The organism is Anaerotruncus sp. G3(2012), assembly GCF_000403395.2.
GTDB lineage: Bacteria > Bacillota > Clostridia > Oscillospirales > Ruminococcaceae > Anaerotruncus.
Map to the genome: position 1 here is coordinate 1 of NZ_KE159679.1, position 16,701 is coordinate 16,701.

Annotated in this window: 15 protein-coding genes and 1 pseudogene; 11 read left to right on the forward strand and 5 right to left on the reverse strand. The window is 49.8% G+C overall.

Going from position 1 to position 16,701, the window contains the following annotated elements; all coding sequences use genetic code 11:
• Positions 1–147: 147 nt before the first annotated feature.
• The 5 genes and pseudogenes from C814_RS20185 (at position 148) to C814_RS20205 (ending at position 6,885) form a co-directional block, all read left to right on the forward strand.
• Positions 148–2,049, forward strand: a complete 1,902-nt coding sequence (locus C814_RS20185; RefSeq protein WP_016314727.1) for a tyrosine-type recombinase/integrase — start codon at positions 148–150, stop codon at positions 2,047–2,049.
• On the forward strand, positions 2,046–3,014 hold the full coding sequence (locus tag C814_RS20190; RefSeq protein WP_004058800.1) for a tyrosine-type recombinase/integrase: 969 nt from the start codon (positions 2,046–2,048) through the stop codon (positions 3,012–3,014). The genes C814_RS20185 and C814_RS20190 overlap by 4 nt, the downstream gene beginning before the upstream one ends.
• Positions 3,004–4,041, forward strand: coding sequence for a tyrosine-type recombinase/integrase (locus tag C814_RS20195; RefSeq protein ID WP_016314726.1), 1,038 nt, complete (start codon positions 3,004–3,006; stop codon positions 4,039–4,041). Before C814_RS20190 ends, C814_RS20195 begins: the two co-directional genes overlap by 11 nt.
• A 99-nt stretch (positions 4,042–4,140) precedes the next feature.
• Positions 4,141–6,681 (forward strand): annotated as a pseudogene (locus tag C814_RS20200) (LPD25 domain-containing protein); the annotation flags it as partial.
• A 3-nt stretch (positions 6,682–6,684) separates the two neighbouring features.
• Entirely contained in the window at positions 6,685–6,885 is a 201-nt protein-coding gene (locus C814_RS20205) for a transposon-transfer assisting family protein (protein WP_016317320.1), read from the forward strand.
• A gap of 53 nt (positions 6,886–6,938) precedes the next feature.
• On the opposite strand, the gene C814_RS20210 is transcribed toward C814_RS20205, so the two are convergent.
• The 5 genes from C814_RS20210 to C814_RS20230 all read right to left on the reverse strand — a co-directional run bounded on the left by C814_RS20210 (position 6,939) and on the right by C814_RS20230 (position 10,274).
• A complete protein-coding gene (locus C814_RS20210) occupies positions 6,939–7,445 on the reverse strand; it encodes a GNAT family N-acetyltransferase (protein ID WP_004070792.1) in 507 nt (168 codons plus the stop codon).
• A 238-nt stretch (positions 7,446–7,683) separates the two neighbouring features.
• Entirely contained in the window at positions 7,684–8,055 is a 372-nt protein-coding gene (locus C814_RS20215; protein WP_008689659.1) for a cysteine-rich VLP domain-containing protein, read from the reverse strand.
• Positions 8,052–9,386, reverse strand: a complete 1,335-nt coding sequence (locus C814_RS20220; RefSeq protein WP_016317321.1) for a relaxase/mobilization nuclease domain-containing protein — start codon at positions 9,384–9,386, stop codon at positions 8,052–8,054. The genes C814_RS20215 and C814_RS20220 overlap by 4 nt, the downstream gene beginning before the upstream one ends.
• Entirely contained in the window at positions 9,347–9,676 is a 330-nt protein-coding gene (mobC, locus tag C814_RS20225) for a plasmid mobilization protein (RefSeq protein WP_002566656.1), read from the reverse strand. The genes C814_RS20220 and mobC overlap by 40 nt, the downstream gene beginning before the upstream one ends.
• A 229-nt stretch (positions 9,677–9,905) precedes the next feature.
• Complete coding sequence (locus tag C814_RS20230) at positions 9,906–10,274, reverse strand: helix-turn-helix domain-containing protein (protein ID WP_016317322.1); 369 nt, start codon at positions 10,272–10,274, stop codon at positions 9,906–9,908.
• A 220-nt stretch (positions 10,275–10,494) separates the two neighbouring features.
• Between C814_RS20230 and C814_RS20235 the strand changes: the two genes are divergently transcribed.
• From C814_RS20235 to C814_RS20260, 6 genes are all read left to right on the forward strand, one after another.
• Positions 10,495–11,187 carry a response regulator transcription factor gene (locus C814_RS20235; protein WP_016317323.1) on the forward strand — a complete coding sequence of 231 codons (693 nt, stop codon included), beginning with the start codon at positions 10,495–10,497 and terminating at the stop codon, positions 11,185–11,187.
• Positions 11,184–12,215 (forward strand): sensor histidine kinase, encoded by a 1,032-nt coding sequence (locus C814_RS20240; protein ID WP_016317324.1) that lies wholly within the window; start codon positions 11,184–11,186, stop codon positions 12,213–12,215. Before C814_RS20235 ends, C814_RS20240 begins: the two co-directional genes overlap by 4 nt.
• 177 nt (positions 12,216–12,392) lie before the next feature.
• Entirely contained in the window at positions 12,393–13,058 is a 666-nt protein-coding gene (locus tag C814_RS20245) for an ABC transporter ATP-binding protein (RefSeq protein ID WP_007890430.1), read from the forward strand.
• A 14-nt stretch (positions 13,059–13,072) separates the two neighbouring features.
• A complete protein-coding gene (locus C814_RS20250; protein WP_016317325.1) occupies positions 13,073–15,730 on the forward strand; it encodes an ABC transporter permease in 2,658 nt (885 codons plus the stop codon).
• A 33-nt stretch (positions 15,731–15,763) separates the two neighbouring features.
• Entirely contained in the window at positions 15,764–16,024 is a 261-nt protein-coding gene (locus C814_RS20255; RefSeq protein ID WP_016317326.1) for a hypothetical protein, read from the forward strand.
• A 5-nt stretch (positions 16,025–16,029) separates the two neighbouring features.
• Positions 16,030–16,695, forward strand: a complete 666-nt coding sequence (locus C814_RS20260; protein WP_002586598.1) for an ABC transporter ATP-binding protein — start codon at positions 16,030–16,032, stop codon at positions 16,693–16,695.
• Positions 16,696–16,701: the final 6 nt, after the last annotated feature.

A 16,701-nucleotide genomic window follows, 5' to 3' on the forward strand; every position in this document is an offset into this window, starting at 1 on the left:
AGGCCTTATATCCATGTTTTTATAATGTTGATCTTTTAAACTATTTCCCATAAATCCTCACTTTCTTGTACAAAAGATGAGCATTATCAGATACGCTATTCTTAGGTTTTCCCCTCAGATGGGAATCCGGAAAGGAGCGCATTTGATATGCAAATAAACTATTTAGATGCTGTTTCATCCGTTCTCAATATGATGAAGCAGCCTGACAGTGCATGTAAAAATATAGACATGCATAGAACCTGTTACACTACATTTTTCAAGTACCTGATGGATAATGACATTCCTTTTTCTATGGATGCCGCACTGGACTGGCTTGAGATTAAGAAACTGGAAATTTCCTACGAGGCGTGTTCCCAATATAGAAACGCCCTGTTCCGCCTTGAGCATTACCTGCTCTTTGGAGATATCGAAAGTCCTTTCTGCCGCTCAGAAGACAGTTTTTTCTGCCGTAGCGGGATGTCGGAATCCTTTTTCCGCCTGACATATGAGTTGGAGAAATACTATGCGTCCAACCAGAATCCCAGCTATTACCATACGTATTCCGTTGCCACAAAAGAGTTTTTCAAGCTTGCGACTTCCCTTGGAATTACAGAGCCGGAAGCAGTCACCATAGATACTCTTATCGAATACTGGAATACTTACTGCAAATCCTGTGGCTCTCCCGACAGATGCCAGAACGCCGTATGCGCCATGACGGCGCTTATGAAATACCTTCACCTCCGGGGTGATGTGCCGGAGTGTTATCAGCTGGTTCTTTTTGGCGGTAACGCTGAAATACTGCCGGGTATGAGGCTTCCAAAAACAGGCGTCGCATTTCATCCCAGTGTACCCCTTGAACATAAAGCGGAAGAATATCTTGACGCTCTGAATGATTGGAAATACATGGAGTCATCAAAAGCTGTTTACCGCAATGATTTCACCTGGTATTTTATGTTTTTGGAACTTAACCGTCTGGAACATTCACCAGAAACTGTAACCCTATGGATAGATATGCTTCCGGATTGTCCGGATCAGGCCAAAGCCGGCAATTCCATATCGGCCCGCCGTTCACACACGATCAGAATGTTTGGGAAGTATCTCCAGGGCACAATGGAATCTAACATAACTGCAGGCCAAAAGCGTGCGTCCGACCAACTCCCGTCATGGAGCAAAACCATTCTTGATGGTTTTATAGAGAGCCGCAAGCGGGATGGGATGGCCAATAATACACTTACCATGTGCAGATCTGCCGGATGCCGTTTTTTCAAATATCTTGAAGACAACGGGATAGATCATCCAATGTCCATAACGCCGGATGTGGTGAAAGCATTCCATAACCAGGATGTCCACTCGACCCCGGAGAGTAAAAATGCATATGGGTCTAAACTCCGCCAGCTTCTGCGGTACATGGCCGGCCAGGATCTGGTTTTGCCAACACTTGTTTTTGCGGTATCCGCAGGCTGCGCTCCCCATCGCAGCATCGTTGATGTCCTGAGCGATGATATGGTTAAGAAAATATATGAATACCGTGAGAAAGCCTCCACCCCCATAGAACTCAGGGACACAGCCATGGTTATGCTCGGACTCCGGATGGGTATCAGGGGCGCAGACATCCTAAAGCTCCAGGTAAATGATTTCGACTGGAAAAATAAAACGGTCTCCTTCATCCAGCAGAAAACAAGAAAAGCAATCACGCTTCCAGTACCGACAGACGTAGGTAATTCAGTGTATAAATACATCATGGATGGGCGTCCGGAATCGGCTGCCGCAGGTAACGGATATATATTTATCCGCCATCAGGCGCCATATATCCCGCTTAAAGTTACAACGGCATGCCGCGGGGCTTTAAAAAGAATACTTGCCGAATATGGTTTTGAACTGTCTGCCGGCCAGGGCTTCCATATGACACGGAAGACATTTGCCACAAGAATGCTCCGGGCAGGCAACAGGCTTGATGATATTTCTAATGCCCTTGGGCATGCACGTCAGGAAACTGCTGAGGTATACCTCGAACGTGACGAAGATAAAATGAGGCTCTGCCCTCTGGAATTTGGAGGTGTCTTATCATGACATACATTTTTGAGAGCGGCCTGGCACATCATATCGAAGGGCTTATACAACAAAAACGGGCTGATGGATATGCCTATCATGCCGAAGAAAAGCTGTTAAAACGCTTTGATACTTTTTGCGTACAGAATTATCCGGAACTGACAACAGTTACTTATGAAATGGCAGCCAAATGGTCCGAAGCCAGACCTTGCGAAGGAGATGCCTATCACAACCGCCGTATGTCGGTCGTGAAAGTGCTGGGTGAATATATCCTTTCCCTCGGCCAGGAAGCATACATCCCTAATTTTTTCTGCAAGGCTTACCGCCCGGCCCTTTACATCCCGTCAAAAGATGAGGTTAAGGAGCTGCTGCGGAAAATGGATATCCGCACATCCCATAATTCAGAGCAGCTAAGGCTCGACAGGGAGTGCAAGATTCTTTTTCTCCTGTATTTTTGCTGTGGGCTGCGTCTGTCAGAAGGGCGGCTGCTAAAGTGGGAACATATAGACCTGGAAAAAGGGATCCTTACTATCCTTGGCTCAAAAGGCAGCAAAGACCGTCTTGTATACCTTCCGCAGGACAGCCTTCCAGTACTTAAAAGCTATAAAGAATGCCAGGAAAAGCTTTTCCCCGGAATTGACTGGGCTTTTCCAGGAAAAGACCCGCATAAGCCTGTTTCGTGTTCCGGAGTAGAGTCAAGTTTTAACCGTCATTGGGCTATGCTTCCAGCTGCCGGGACACTTGCTAAACACCCGACGCCCCACTGTTTACGCCACGCTTTTGTAGTGGAGAGGTTTAATGAGTGGATGCACCAGGGAATTGATACAAACACTATGCTCCCATATTTAAGCAGATACCTTGGACATAAAAGCCCTGATGAAACGTATTATTACTATCATCTTGTAGAAAAGGCATTTGATACTATCCGGGAGAAAGATACAGTGTCGGGAAAGGTTATTCCGGAGGTGGTTCCCTATGAAGAATAAACCAGAAAAGATACGGTCTGGCCAGCTGTTCTTTTCCCAGACATGGAACTTTCTAAATGTCTATTTGGTAAAGCAGGCCGGACGCAGTCAGGCTACAGCAGAATCCTATAGGGATTCCCTTACAATATTTAAAAACTATCTTGTAGGTGAATTAGGTAAGTCCATAAGCACCTTTCAGTTTTCCGACTGTACCAAAGAATGTATTTATAACTTTAGAGAGTATCTGCTTGCAAATGGCAGCCAGCCATCAACTGTAAATGTAAGAGTCGCGGCTATCCGCGCCTATCTGAACTATGCCTCGGATATGGACATATCCATCCAGTCGGTTGCTCTGGCAGTCAGCCAGATATCACCCTGCAAAACCATAAAAAAGGAAAAGCCTGTTCTGTCCGAGGATGCACTTGCCGCAATACTGTCCGCACCGCCGGATACGAAGTTTGGTGTACGGGACCGTGCTATTTTGATTCTCCTCTACGATACAGCTGTAAGAGTCAGTGAGCTGCTCAACATCCGCTTATGTGATGTTGCAATGGAATCAAAATATCCCAATATTTTCATAACAGGCAAAGGCAACAAAGAGAGAACCATACAATTGACAGCTAAAGCGGCTGGACACCTTAAGGAGTATATGCGTGTATATCACAGCAATTCTTCTAAAGAAGCCTACTTATTTTCCACAACGATAAAAGGTGTGGCAGACAGGATGTCCGTTGGAAATGTCCAGAGGATTATAAAAAAATATGCAGCCCTGGTAAGCGAGGCAGGGATCAGCATTCCAGATTCAGTCCATTGCCACATGTTCCGGCGGACCAGGGCCACAAATCTTTACCAGGATGGGATCGCCATTGAACTTGTCTCTACAGTGTTAGGACATGCCAGGACTGATACAACCAAAAACTACTATGCAAAGCAGTCTGTTGAACAGCTTCGGGGAGCAATGGAATCTGTTCCAACACCCATACCTGATGAAGCGGCAATGTGGGAGGGCAGTGAAGATGAAATGGCAAGGATTTGTGGATTGCGCTAACGAATAATGCTCATCTTTTAGTAGTAAAGTGCCTTATTTCTCAGCATTCTTTAAAATGATTAACATTTTGGAATGCTGAGTATAAGGCTTCAAATGGATACATCAACATTTCAGGCGGAAAGCGTGGCCTATGCCGTCTGCCAGCACTACGGGCTGGACACCTCCGACTATTCCTTTGGCTATGTGGCCGGTTGGAGTTCAGGCAAGGACTTGAAAGAGCTGAAAGCCTCCCTTGAAACCATCCGGGCCACCGCCCATGAACTGATTACCACCATTGACGGCCACCTTGCCCAGCTTCAGAAAGAACGGCAGGCCCAGCAGGAGCAGCCGCAGGCCGCGCCGTTAGAACAGGCCGCCGAGCAGCCAGACCCGGACAGCGTATTTTCCAAGCTGCCCCCGGAGCAACAGCAGGAAATGACCGCCAGCGTAAAAGCCATGCTGCAAACCCTGATTGACGCAGATTTGAAATCCACCGGCGAAGTGTCGCAGGGAACCAAGGAGGCGGCGCAGGCGCAGGGCTTTACCATTGCCGGGGATGGAACGCTGGAACAGGCAGAAGCCCCGCAGGAGGCCGCCTACCGTCTGAAAAACGGCGATTACCTGTATATCCAGACATCGGAAACCGGCTATGATTACACGCTGTACGGCCCCGACTACAAGGAACTGGACGGAGGCCAGCTTGACAATCCCGGCCTGTCCCTTGCGGAAGCCGGAAAAGAAATCCTTGCCATCCATGAGCTACCGGCTGGGGCAATGGAACCCCTGACCGGCGACAGGATGGATGATTTTCTGGAAGCAACCGAACAGGCCAACGCCATTCCCCAGCCGCAGGCATGGAATGGGATCGACGGCCTTTTGAATGGAAAGCCGTTCATGCCGGAGGCGTCCCCGGCTGACCGGGCCGCCGCCCTGATCGAGCTGGCGGAGAAAAACGCCCCGCGTTTGGGCAGCGAGGAACGGCAGTTGATCGTGGCCTATGCCGAGGCCGTGGGCGATAACGACAAGGTGATCGGGCTTATCAACCGTCTGTGCGAACAGGGCTATGAGCTGCAAAAGGGCCAGATGGATTCCTTTGTGAAAAGCGAGATCGAAAGTGAGATTGCCGTTGCCAACGCCCAGCGGCAGATCGCGCAGAATCCGGCAGCGGAGCCGGTTGTCACGATCCTTTGGAGTGAAAGCCCCCATCTGAAAGACGGCCAGCAAATGCCGCTGCATGAAGCCGAGGCCGTTTTCAAAGAGCTGGACAGCGCCAGCCGCCACGAACGGGAGCAGACGGGCTATATAGGCCATTGGTACGACAAAACCAAGTTCCGCATTGATTTTACCATGCAGGGCCAGCCGGACAGCTACGAGGGACGGCAGGACTTTGGCGACGGGGACGGTTCCCTGATCCAGCATATCCGGGGCTATCACGAATACTACGCGCAGGATGAAAGCTGGAAAAACCATGTGCTGCACCATGAGGGGCCGGAGGCATGGGAGGCGGACAAGGCCCAGCGGGATATGCTGCTGCATGAGTTTGTCCCGTATATGGAGCTGCACTGCAATCTGGCAGCTATGGAGCAGGAGGCCCGGCGTCCCCTGCGATCCGGGGAAACCCTGACGCCGGAACAGACCGCTTATTTCAACGCGGTTTTGGACTATGTAAAGGAGTGCCGCCCGCTTCTCAATCAGGGACAGTACCACTTGCCGGAGCCGCCGCAGCTTGCCGATTTCGACCAGAGCTTGCAGGACTACAAAAAACAGATCGAGGCAGAGCTGGAACAGGAGGCCGCCGCTGCTGGGCTGACGGTGGAGGAATATGTTGCCTCTGATTATGAAGCACCAGCGCAGCCCAACTTTTCCATCTACCAAGTGCCACCCGGCCCGGAGGGGCGCGACTTCCGCTACCGTTCCTATGAGGACTTGCAGGCGGACGGGCTTTCGGTGGACAGGAAAAATTACCAGCTTGTCTACACCGCGCCGCTGGACAAGGACACCACACTGGACGAGATTTACCGCCGCTTCAACATAGAACATCCCTCCGATTACAAGGGACATTCCCTCTCTACGGGGGATATTGTGGTGTTCCGGCAGGATGGAAAACAGACCGCCTATTATGTGGACGAGGGAGCCGACTACCGGCAGGTGCCGGAGTTTTTCGCCCAGCCGGAAAAACAGCTCACGCCAGACGAGTGCATGACCGGCGAACAAATCCAGACGCCGAGAGGTCGTTTCTATCTGACCGACAGGAGCCGGGAACAGATGGAGGCTGCCGGGTATGGATTCCACCACCAGTCGGAGGACGGCAGGTATCTCATTATGGCAAATGGCACAAGGGCCTTTGCCATCCCCGCCCAGCCAGAAAGCCATATCAAGACGGCGGAAATGTCCACCGAACAGAACTACAACATGATCGACGGCATGATGAACAACGCCCCGTCTATGGAGGAACTGGAAGCAAGGGTAAAAGCCGGGGAACAGATTTCCCTTTTGGATGTGGCCGAGGCAGCCAAGGCGGAGGCCAAAAAGCCCAAGCAGACCCGAAAGACGACGCAGAAACAAAAGAAACCATCCATCCGGGCGCAGCTTGCCGCCGCCAAGGAGGAACAGAAAAAGAGGCCCCCGGCGCGGGAAAAATCAAAAGAAATGGAGGTATGAGGAATGTATTTCACCGTGGAAGAAGAAAACCTGATCTGTCTGTACCACAACGCCGACCGCCGCAGGACGGCGGCAAATCTCCGGGCAGCTTTGCCGGACATGGACAAGGAAATGGCGGCGCTGGCCTGCCAGACCGCCGATAAGCTGGACGCCATGAGCGACGCCGACTTTACGGCGCAGCGGTTCCACTTCACAGACGAATAAGCAAAACGCCGGGCGCGGGGGCTGTCAAAGCCTCTGCGTCCGGCGCTTCTTTTTCACAAAATTTTTGCCATATAAAATTCATCAACAAAGGAGCCGTTGACGAACATGGATTTTTCCCTTGTTCCCTCAATCTTAAAACCACTTTTTTCATACAAGTGTCTTGCTGTTTCATTGCAACATTCAACAGTAAGTTCCAGTCTCTTAATTCCATTTTCCTTTGCCCAACAATTCAGCATTTCAAAAAAAGATGTACCGATTCCTTTACCTCTATAATCTTTCAAAATGCCTACTACAATATATGCTGTATGAAGAATCCGATTAAACTTTCCCCGTTCTGCCCGAATATAGCCAACCATTTTTTGATTTTCCATTGCCACTTGTAAAAAATCACTTCCACAAATCACATTATTTTCAATATCATTTTTTAATTCTTGAACATTTGTGGTCTGGGTTCTCTCATTTGGTTCATACATCATATAATCTGTTTCAGCGTCCAAAGTGTTTAATAACTTCCAAAAATCTTCTATTTGGTTTAATTCCAGAGTTCTATAATAAAGCATAAGTACACCTCAATTCAAATTTACTCAATTATAGCATTGCACAAAATCAGTGTCCATGCCAAAATCAGTGTCCATGCCAAAATCATTCAGCCGGGACAAAGACCTAAAAAGCTGTCTTTGTCCCGGCGCTTCTTTTTTGTCCATTTCCCGCATTTAGAACCCCGTTTTGAGGGGAACAGGATAACTTTATCCACCTGCCTGCCGACCAAGCGGAAAAACCCTTGATTTCCGTGGACTTTTACCGCCCTAAATGCGTAGACAGGAGGTATCTTTTCCGCTGGCGTTCCGCCTCTTTCTTCCGGCGTACCTGCACCGCACAATCCGGGCAGTATTTGGCCCGGTTGGAGTTGGGCGTAAACGCCGCCCCGCAGACGGCGCAGCGTTTGATCTCGTCCCGGCCTTTGGTGATCTCGGCGCACAGGGCCGCGTCCAGCGGCAGGACGGCCACCTTGAACCACCGGCACAGCAGCGAATAGGAAATACTCTGCACACAGACACATTCCTCTCCATCGTCCAGCAGGAGGCAGTTTCCGTTACAGTAGTTGCAGCACTCATGGGTGAGCCTGCGGGCCTTGCGGTATTGGGGGTAACTCATTCTCGGTATGTTCATCGTTCCTGCGTATGCTCCTTTCCCGGCACCGTCCGCAAAATGCTGTCTACATTCTGTTTGACAATGCCGTATTCTTTCAATTTCTGTTTCGCTTCGCTGTACTGTGCGGACAGCCGTTCCCGTTCTGCGTCCAGCTTTTTATACTCGGTTTTGAGGGCGTACAGGTTGGGGAGCTTTGTGACCCCGGCCTCTTTGAGCGCCTTTGCCGCCGCCTCATACAAGATCAGTTGGCTTTCATGCTGCCGCCGGAACGCGGCTTTGTCTTTGGTGTTTCGCAGTTCCAGCGCCACAGGCCGGAGCTGCTTGTAGGCGGAGAGGTTTTTTATCAGCAGCGCCATATCCCCAAGGCGGCGTTCCGCGTCTTTCAGGGCAGAGGCCGCCGCGTCATTTGCCGCGCTGATCTCGGCCAGCCTGCTTTCCAAGCCCTCGTAGCTGTCGATCTGGTGTTCTGTGATGAAGTTTAAGGAATTGGCGGCCTGCTTCAAGTTGTGCAGCTTCGCCCACCGCGCATAGCCCGCCGACTGCTGGGCCTTGATACTGTCCTCCAAGGCGATCCGCAGGGAGATTTCCCCGGCGCTTCTTCTGCGCGGCCCCCGGTCAATGGCAATGCCCTTGATCCGCTGGGTGATCCGTTCCTCGGTGTAATCCTCCCCCAAGGTCTTGCAGCGGGTGAAGCGTTCCTGTCCGGGGGCGCGGAATGAAATAAACTTGCCCTGTTTGACTTCATAGCCCTGCGCCTCCATGAGCCGCAAAAAGCCGTCAAAGTCTTTGGTCTGCGGAATGGCCGCGTCGATGGCGATTTTCAGTTTTGCTTTCCAGCTCTTGCCCTTTTTCTGTGCGTCCCACTCGGCGTAGGTCTTGCCCTTGTCCTTGCCGGGCTTTACCACAGACAGGCCATGTTCCTTGCACAGCCGGTCGCTGGTGCGCCGGATAAAGGCGTAGGTCTGGCGGTTGGAAATGTACTTGCGCTGGTTTGCCATATCCACGGCGCAGAAAATGATGTGGTTATGCAGGTGGCCCTTGTCGATATGGGTGGTAATCACATAGGGGTATTTGCCTTGCAGCACTTCATCGGCAAGCCGCCGCCCGATCTCATGGGCCTGCTCCGCTGTGGTTTCCCCCGGTTCAAAGGCTTGTATCAGGTGGTGGGCCAGATTGTTGCCCTTTTGGTACGCCTGATCTAACAGCATTTGAAATTCAATATCCGCCGTTTCATAGGAACAGCCATAGGAAGAAACGAACAGCTTTTCATCGGTCTTGTCCGGGTTCTCGATGTAGTCCAGCGCCTTTTTCAGCGTTGACTTGATAGGATGGATCTTTGTAACTGCCATATCTGTGCCAGCGCCCCCTTGATGTCCTCCAAGTCCTGCGCGTACACAGTCCCGGTACTGTTGATACGCCTTGCAATCTGGTTGATGTTGACGCCGATCTTTTGCAGCTCTGCGGTCTGCGCCCGGACGGGGCCGGTGTCGATATGGACGATATAGCCGTCGATCAGCATTTTCCGGGCGTAGGCAGAGAAGTTCTTTGTGCCAAGCTGGGCCATCTTCTGTTGGATCAGCGCCCGTTCCTCCGGCGTCACCGGGACGCGCAGCACAAACTTCCGTTTTCGGTTTGCCACTTTCGCACCTCCATTCATTCAGGGGTTTGGGGACTTCCCCAAGATACAAACGGGAAGCCGTTTGCCGGGAGTGTGGCTACACTCCCTATGCTTGCTGTCTTTGTTCTTCTTCCCCTAAAAAGCGTTCTGACCCCAAGGAAATACCCGCAAAATCCCGGTTTTTCCGAAAACCGCACAAAAAAAGAGAGGGCGCAGCCTTGCGTCCTCCCAAAAACAAAACAGAGGGTTGTCATGCACCCTCCGTTTCGTCATTCTTCTGTTGAATTTGAATGGCCCCGTCAATCGCGCCCTCGATGACCGGCAGAAATTCTTCCGGGCAGAGTTTCAGCTTGTGGCTGACCCGCTGCCGCTGTGCGCTTTCCTCCCGCATGACCTCCGGGTTAAAATACCGTTCCACGGGAAGCCCGCAGATTTTAATAAGCTGTATGATAACCGGCAGGCTGGGAATCGTGCCGTCATTTTCGATGTTGGCAAGATAGCGCCAGTCGATATTAACCTGTTCCGCCAGTGTCTTACGCGATAACTGCTTGACTTTCCGCGCCTCTTTTACATCCGCACCGAAAGTTTCAAAGCCGGGACAATCTTTGATATTTGCCATATAGCACCACCCATCTACATTGTATATTTCATATTTTCTCAATGGAATGTTGCTATATGCAGTAAGGTTAAACTTTATAATTCATATTTTGTGCCTTGTACGGAAAAGCAGGCTATCCTATAATAAAGGAAAAGCACTTTTTTGAAAAAATCCGTCCGCTGTAACATTTCGCGGACATTTGCCTGTTATACTATCTGCAAAAAGCAAAGGAAGTGAGAATATGAAGCAGATTTTAATTGTCGAGGACGACAGTTTTTTGAATAAGATGTTAGACTATAACCTGACCGCAGACGGCTACGGCGTGACTTCTGCCCTAAATGCCAGAACCGCAGCCGAAGCCATCCGCCAGCGGGAATTTGATTTAGTGCTGCTGGACATCAACCTGCCGGACGGCAACGGTTTTGAGCTATGCAAGTTAATAAAGCCCCAGCACCCGGACACCATCGTGATTTTCCTGACCGCCAACGATCAGGAGAGCGACCAGATACGGGGCTATGAGGTGGGCGCGGTGGACTACATCACAAAGCCCTTTGTGATTGGGGCCTTGCAGCGGAAAATCAAAGCCATGTTCGCCATGCTGGAACACCACAAACCGGCCAAGGACATTTACGACGACGGGCGGCTGTTTCTGGACTTCTCGGAGCAGACGGCTTCCTTAAACGGCAAGCCCCTGACTCTATCCCCGATGGAGTATAAAATGCTGAACCTGTTCCGCAAAAATCCCCGGCAAGTGCTGACCCGTGGGCAGCTTTTGGAAAAGCTGTGGGATATAGACGAGAGGTTTGTGGATGAACACACCCTGACAACTTCTATCAGCCGGATTCGCAGCAAGATTGAAGCCGACGGCGGCGTGCCCTACATCAAGACCGTTTACGGCATGGGCTATCAATGGACGGGAGGCGAGGCAAAATGAAGTTTCAAAACCTCTCGGTAAAGCGGCTGTTTAGCCGGGTGGCAATGGGGCTTGTCCTCTCCATGTCCGGGATCACCATAGCCCTGTTTCTTGTGACAAAACAGATTGCGGTGCTGCTGACGGGCGGGGCGCTGCTGTTGTGCGCCCTTGTGGGGATTTTTGTACTGACGCAGGCGTTTGGAAAGCGGCTGTCGCAGTTTACCGCTGACCTGTGCCAGACCTTAGACCACATGATCGCCGGAAATGAAGCACCCCAGCGCCCAGAGGACAGCGAAACCCAGCTTGCCAGAATCGGACACCGGCTGGCAAGGCTTTATCAGATCATGCAGGAGAACCGCCGCCGGGTAGACGAGGAACGGCAGGAGTTACAGACCCTTGTATCGGATATTTCCCATCAGGTGAAAACGCCGGTAAGCAATCTGAAAATGGCGACGGACACCCTGCTGGAAAAGCCTATGACCGAGGCGGAGCGCACCGACTTTATCCGGGGAATCCGCAGCCAGACGGATAAGCTGGACTTTCTCTTTCAGGCCCTTGTGAAAACCTCCCGTCTGGAAACAGGCGTGATCCAGTTGGATAAGAAACCGGGCCGCCTCTTTGATACCGTGGCGCAGGCCATGAGTGGGATCGTGTATGCAGCGGAGAAAAAGGAAATAGCCGTGTCCGTGGACTGCCCGGAGGATTTGACCGTTTTCCATGACAGCAAGTGGACATCCGAAGCCCTCTTTAACCTGCTGGACAATGCGGTGAAGTACACCCCGGCAGGCGGGAAAATCGCTGTGTCGGTGGTGCTGTGGGAAATGTATGTGGAGATCAAAGTGACCGACACCGGCAAGGGCATTTCCGAAAGCAATCAGGCCGCCATCTTCCGGCGCTTTTATCGTGAGGAAGAAGTACACGAACAGCAGGGCGTGGGCATTGGCCTGTATCTGGCCCGCGAGATCGTAACACGGCAGGGCGGCTACATCAAAGTAGTTTCGGAGCCGGGCAAGGGTTCGGAATTTTCCATTATGCTCCCTACAAAATAGAACGCGGCGGACGGCCATTTCCGGCTGCCCGCCGTAAATTTTTTTGAAATGTCCGAGCGTTGTAACATTTCACCCCGATTTTCAATGAAATTTTTTGGCCGCTGTAACATTTCGCGGACATTTGGGTTTTACAATAGCCTTATCAACAGGCAGAAAGCCTTGAAAGGAGTTTTGAGTATGAGCGTTTTGCAGACGATTGATCTGAAAAAGTATTACGGCACAGAGCCGAACATCACCCGCGCCCTTGACGGTGTGAACTTCTCCGTGGAGGATGGCGAATTTGTGGCCGTTGTGGGAACCTCTGGCAGCGGCAAGTCTACCCTGCTTCACATGATGGGCGGGCTGGACACTCCCACCAGCGGAACCGTGATTGTCCGAGGCGAAGAACTGGCAAAGAAGAACGACGAGCAGCTTACCATCTTTCGCCGCCGCAACATCGGCTTTATCTTCCAGAACTATAACCTTGTTCCCATCTTGAATGTGTATGAGAACATCGTCCTGCCGGTGGAGCTGGACGGGGACACGGTGGATCAGAAGTTTTTGGACGAGATCGTTCACCTGCTGGGGCTGGAAGATAAACTGAAAAATATGCCGAACAATCTTTCCGGCGGCCAGCAGCAGCGTGTGGCTATCGCCCGCGCCTTGATTACCAAACCGGCTATCGTGCTGGCCGACGAGCCGACCGGCAACCTTGACAGCAAGACCAGCGCCGAGGTGCTGGGGCTTATCAAGCGTACCAGTGCGGAGTTCCGGCAAACTGTTGTGATGATTACCCACAATGACGACATAGCCCGTCTTGCAGATCGGATTGTCCGCATTGAGGACGGAAAGATTGTGGAGTAAGGAGGTGGCAGGCTATGACATGGCCTTTTGAGAATGACACCAGTGCGGTTGTTAAGAAGTATGCAAAGAAAAGTATCAAGGCGAACAGACGAACAACGCTTTCGATTATGACAGCCATTTTGATTGCTTCTACTTTTTTATGTACCCTCTGTACTTTTGTTCAAAGCTATTGGAATCAGGGCGTACAGCAGGAAATTCATGCTTCGGGTGATTGGGACGCCCAGCTTTTAGAGGTTCAGGCCGGACAGCTCCCTTTGATACAGGACAATGATAAGGTACAAGCGGTTATGGTAAAGGGAAATAATCAGACGGTACAACTGTCTGGAAATACCGAATTGCCATATCTTCTGATTCAAAACTGCGATCAGACATATTGGAACACCATGCACGAAAAAAACTTGATTTTGCAGGGCAGAGTTCCACAAGCTCCCGGAGAAATTGTTGTTGGGAAAAATTTCTTTGAGCAAAATCCCGCTTTTGAAATTGGGGATACGATTGAGCTGAACATTGGCGAACGCAGGATTGGAAATGATACGGTTGATTTTTTATCACCGATTCAGACAGGAGAAGTTTTTGTAAAAACAGATGCCGCACAATATACGATTGTCGGAAAAATAGATATGACTGTTTCCAGTGCCTATAACGGTTATCCTGCATATGGCTGGCTTGATATAGAGAATATTCCAGAAGCCGCAGATGTTGTTGTTTATCTCCAAGCAAAGAATCCAGCGAAGATTTTTGATCTTGTTCCGCAGATTGCAAAGGAGATTGGCTTACAAAGTGACGAATACGGGGACTACCCCTATCGTTATCATACTGCACTACTCGGAATGTACGGAATTTATGAGCCGGGACATTTTTGGAACAGTGACTTGCCTAAACTCTTTCTTGCTTTAATTTTGGTGGTTTCTGCGTCGATTGCCGTATTTGCATACATTATCCGGGGTGCTTTTTCCATCTCTGCAAAACGGAAAGTAAAAGAACTGGGAATATTAAAATCCATTGGAATGACACCGAAACAAATCCGGCTCTTGATTCTTTATGAGGCCCGCTGGCTGTCCATCTTCCCGATTTTAATTTCTGCGGTTTTGGGATATGTGTTTTCTTATGGGGTTTTGACAGTCTATTCATCGCTGACCAGTGAAGTAACGGGAAGTAAACTGACAATTTCGTTTTCACCGTGGGCTGTACTCGCAGCCATGATCCTATCTTTTTTGACGGTTTTACTGGCAGCTTCCGGGCCAGCAAAACAGATGGGAAAACTGCGTCCCATAGAAGCCGTAAAAGAGAATTGGAACACCCCTACGCTGAATAAATCAGCAAAACACACGATTTTGAGAAAGTGTTTTGGATTTTCGGGAAAATTGTCTGCTAATTTTATCTCTGCAAACAAAAAACTATTCCGCACCTGCACAGCAACCCTTTGTCTTTGTCTGGTTTTGATGTTTAGTTTTCTGGCCGGTTTTTCTGTTTCGGATATTAACAATACGAAAGCGGAGCAAGACAGCCATTTCAATGTCAATATTACAATGGAATCGGGAGAACGGATAGATGATGTTCTGATTCATCAGTTAAAGACACTTCCCCATGTAAAGGAACTGGCAACCTATACGATGACAAACTGTGCAATTTGGATTTCTGACAGCGATTTATCGGAGGATTTTGTTGCCGCAGGGGGATTTCATACAAAGGCTGCCGGGGAATATGTTGTTCAGCGCGACGGACAATACAGAATCCCATGCGTCTTGATCGGTTTGGAGCAGGACACCTATAAGAGCTATCTTTCTAAATCTGGAATCAGTGCTTCCGACACATCCTCGGCCATTGTCGTAAATTCTGTTGTGAAACATCCTGATTCCAGAGGATATGAGGCGAAAAAGGAACAAGTGCCTTATTTGAATATCAATGATGGACAGCGTTTAGAAATAACCGAGAAGTTTTTGGATTCCATTCAGGGAAATTATAGCTTCAATCTGGAAGTGTTAAGTACAGTTGCAGAAATGCCGGACATCGGACGGAATATCTCTTTTTATACTTTGCCCATTATCGTTCCGATGGATGAATACTACGCCATTATCCAGAACTTTGCAGAGGATCGCGCTGTTTATAATTACAGAACCTATATGAATCTTCTAACAGAAGATGGTTTCGATATGGCAATTCAGCAGGAAGCCGATCAGATTTGCAGCGCATATTTAAGCGGTAATGATTTCTATACTTCCAGCAAAACAGAACGCGCAATAGACCGTGACAAACTGACGAATGGTACTATGGTAATTGTGTATAGTATGACATTGCTTTTTGGTATTGTCGGGATTTCTTCTGCAACTTCCGCAATTATGAACAGCCTATACCAAAGGCGAAAAGAATTTGCTATGCTCCGTTCTGTCGGGCTTGATAAAAAGGGCCTGATGAAATTACTTTACACCGAAGCACTTCTGCTTGCCGCAAAGCCGGTTTTAATTGGGCTTCCAGTTCTTTTGGTGATTTGTGCAACTCTTTTATGGCTACAAGATGTAACCTTTGCAGAGTTCTTTACAGTTTTTCCGTCGTGGGGACTACTGGCATATATCATTCTCATTGTAGCTGTAATTACTGCAATTTATATCGTAGCTTCTAAAAAAATCAGGAAAGACAATATCGTTGAAGTATTAAAGGACGATGTTGTGTAATGACCTTATCAACAAAAGTGAGGAGGCAACGCAATGGAACTGACCCCGACATTGATTTTGAATCTGGTGCTGCTGATCGTCCCACCCGTTGTCCTTGTGCTGGTGTTCCGGCAATGGCTGGCCCGGCACATCCGCTGGACGGTTGCCTTGACTGCTCTCTGTGATGTTCTCCTATTTTGGGATGAACTGTTCTACTATGAGAGCTTCGGCCTGTTCGCTGTGCTGATTCTGGTACAGTTGGCAGCCACCGGCGCAGCAGCGTTCCGCATTTACAACAAACAAAGAAAGGATTGAATTTTATGAGCATTTTACAGACTATCGACCTGAAAAAGTATTATGGCACAGAGCCGAATATCACCCGCGCCCTTGACGGTGTGAACTTCTCCGTGGAGGATGGCGAATTTGTGGCCGTTGTGGGAACCTCCGGCAGCGGCAAATCTACCCTGCTTCACATGATGGGCGGACTGGACACTCCTACTTCTGGCAATGTGATTGTCCGGGACAAAGAGCTGTCAAAAATGAACGATGAGCAGCTTACCATCTTCCGCCGCCGCAACATCGGCTTTATCTTCCAGAACTATAACCTTGTTCCTATCCTGAATGTGTATGAGAACATTGTCCTGCCGGTGGAGCTGGACGGGGACACGGTGGATCAGAAGTTTTTGGACGAGATCGTTCACCTGCTGGGGCTGGAAGATAAACTGAAAAATATGCCGAACAATCTTTCCGGCGGACAGCAGCAGCGTGTGGCGATTGCCCGCGCCTTGATTACCAAACCGGCTATTGTGCTGGCCGACGAGCCGACCGGCAACCTTGACAGCAAGACCAGCGCCGAGGTGCTGGGGCTTATCAAGCGTACCAGTGCGGAGTTCCGGCAAACCGTAGTGATGATTACCCACAACAACGACATTGCCCGCCTTGCAGATCGGATTGTCCGCATTGAGGATGGCAAGATCGTGGAGTAAGGAGGT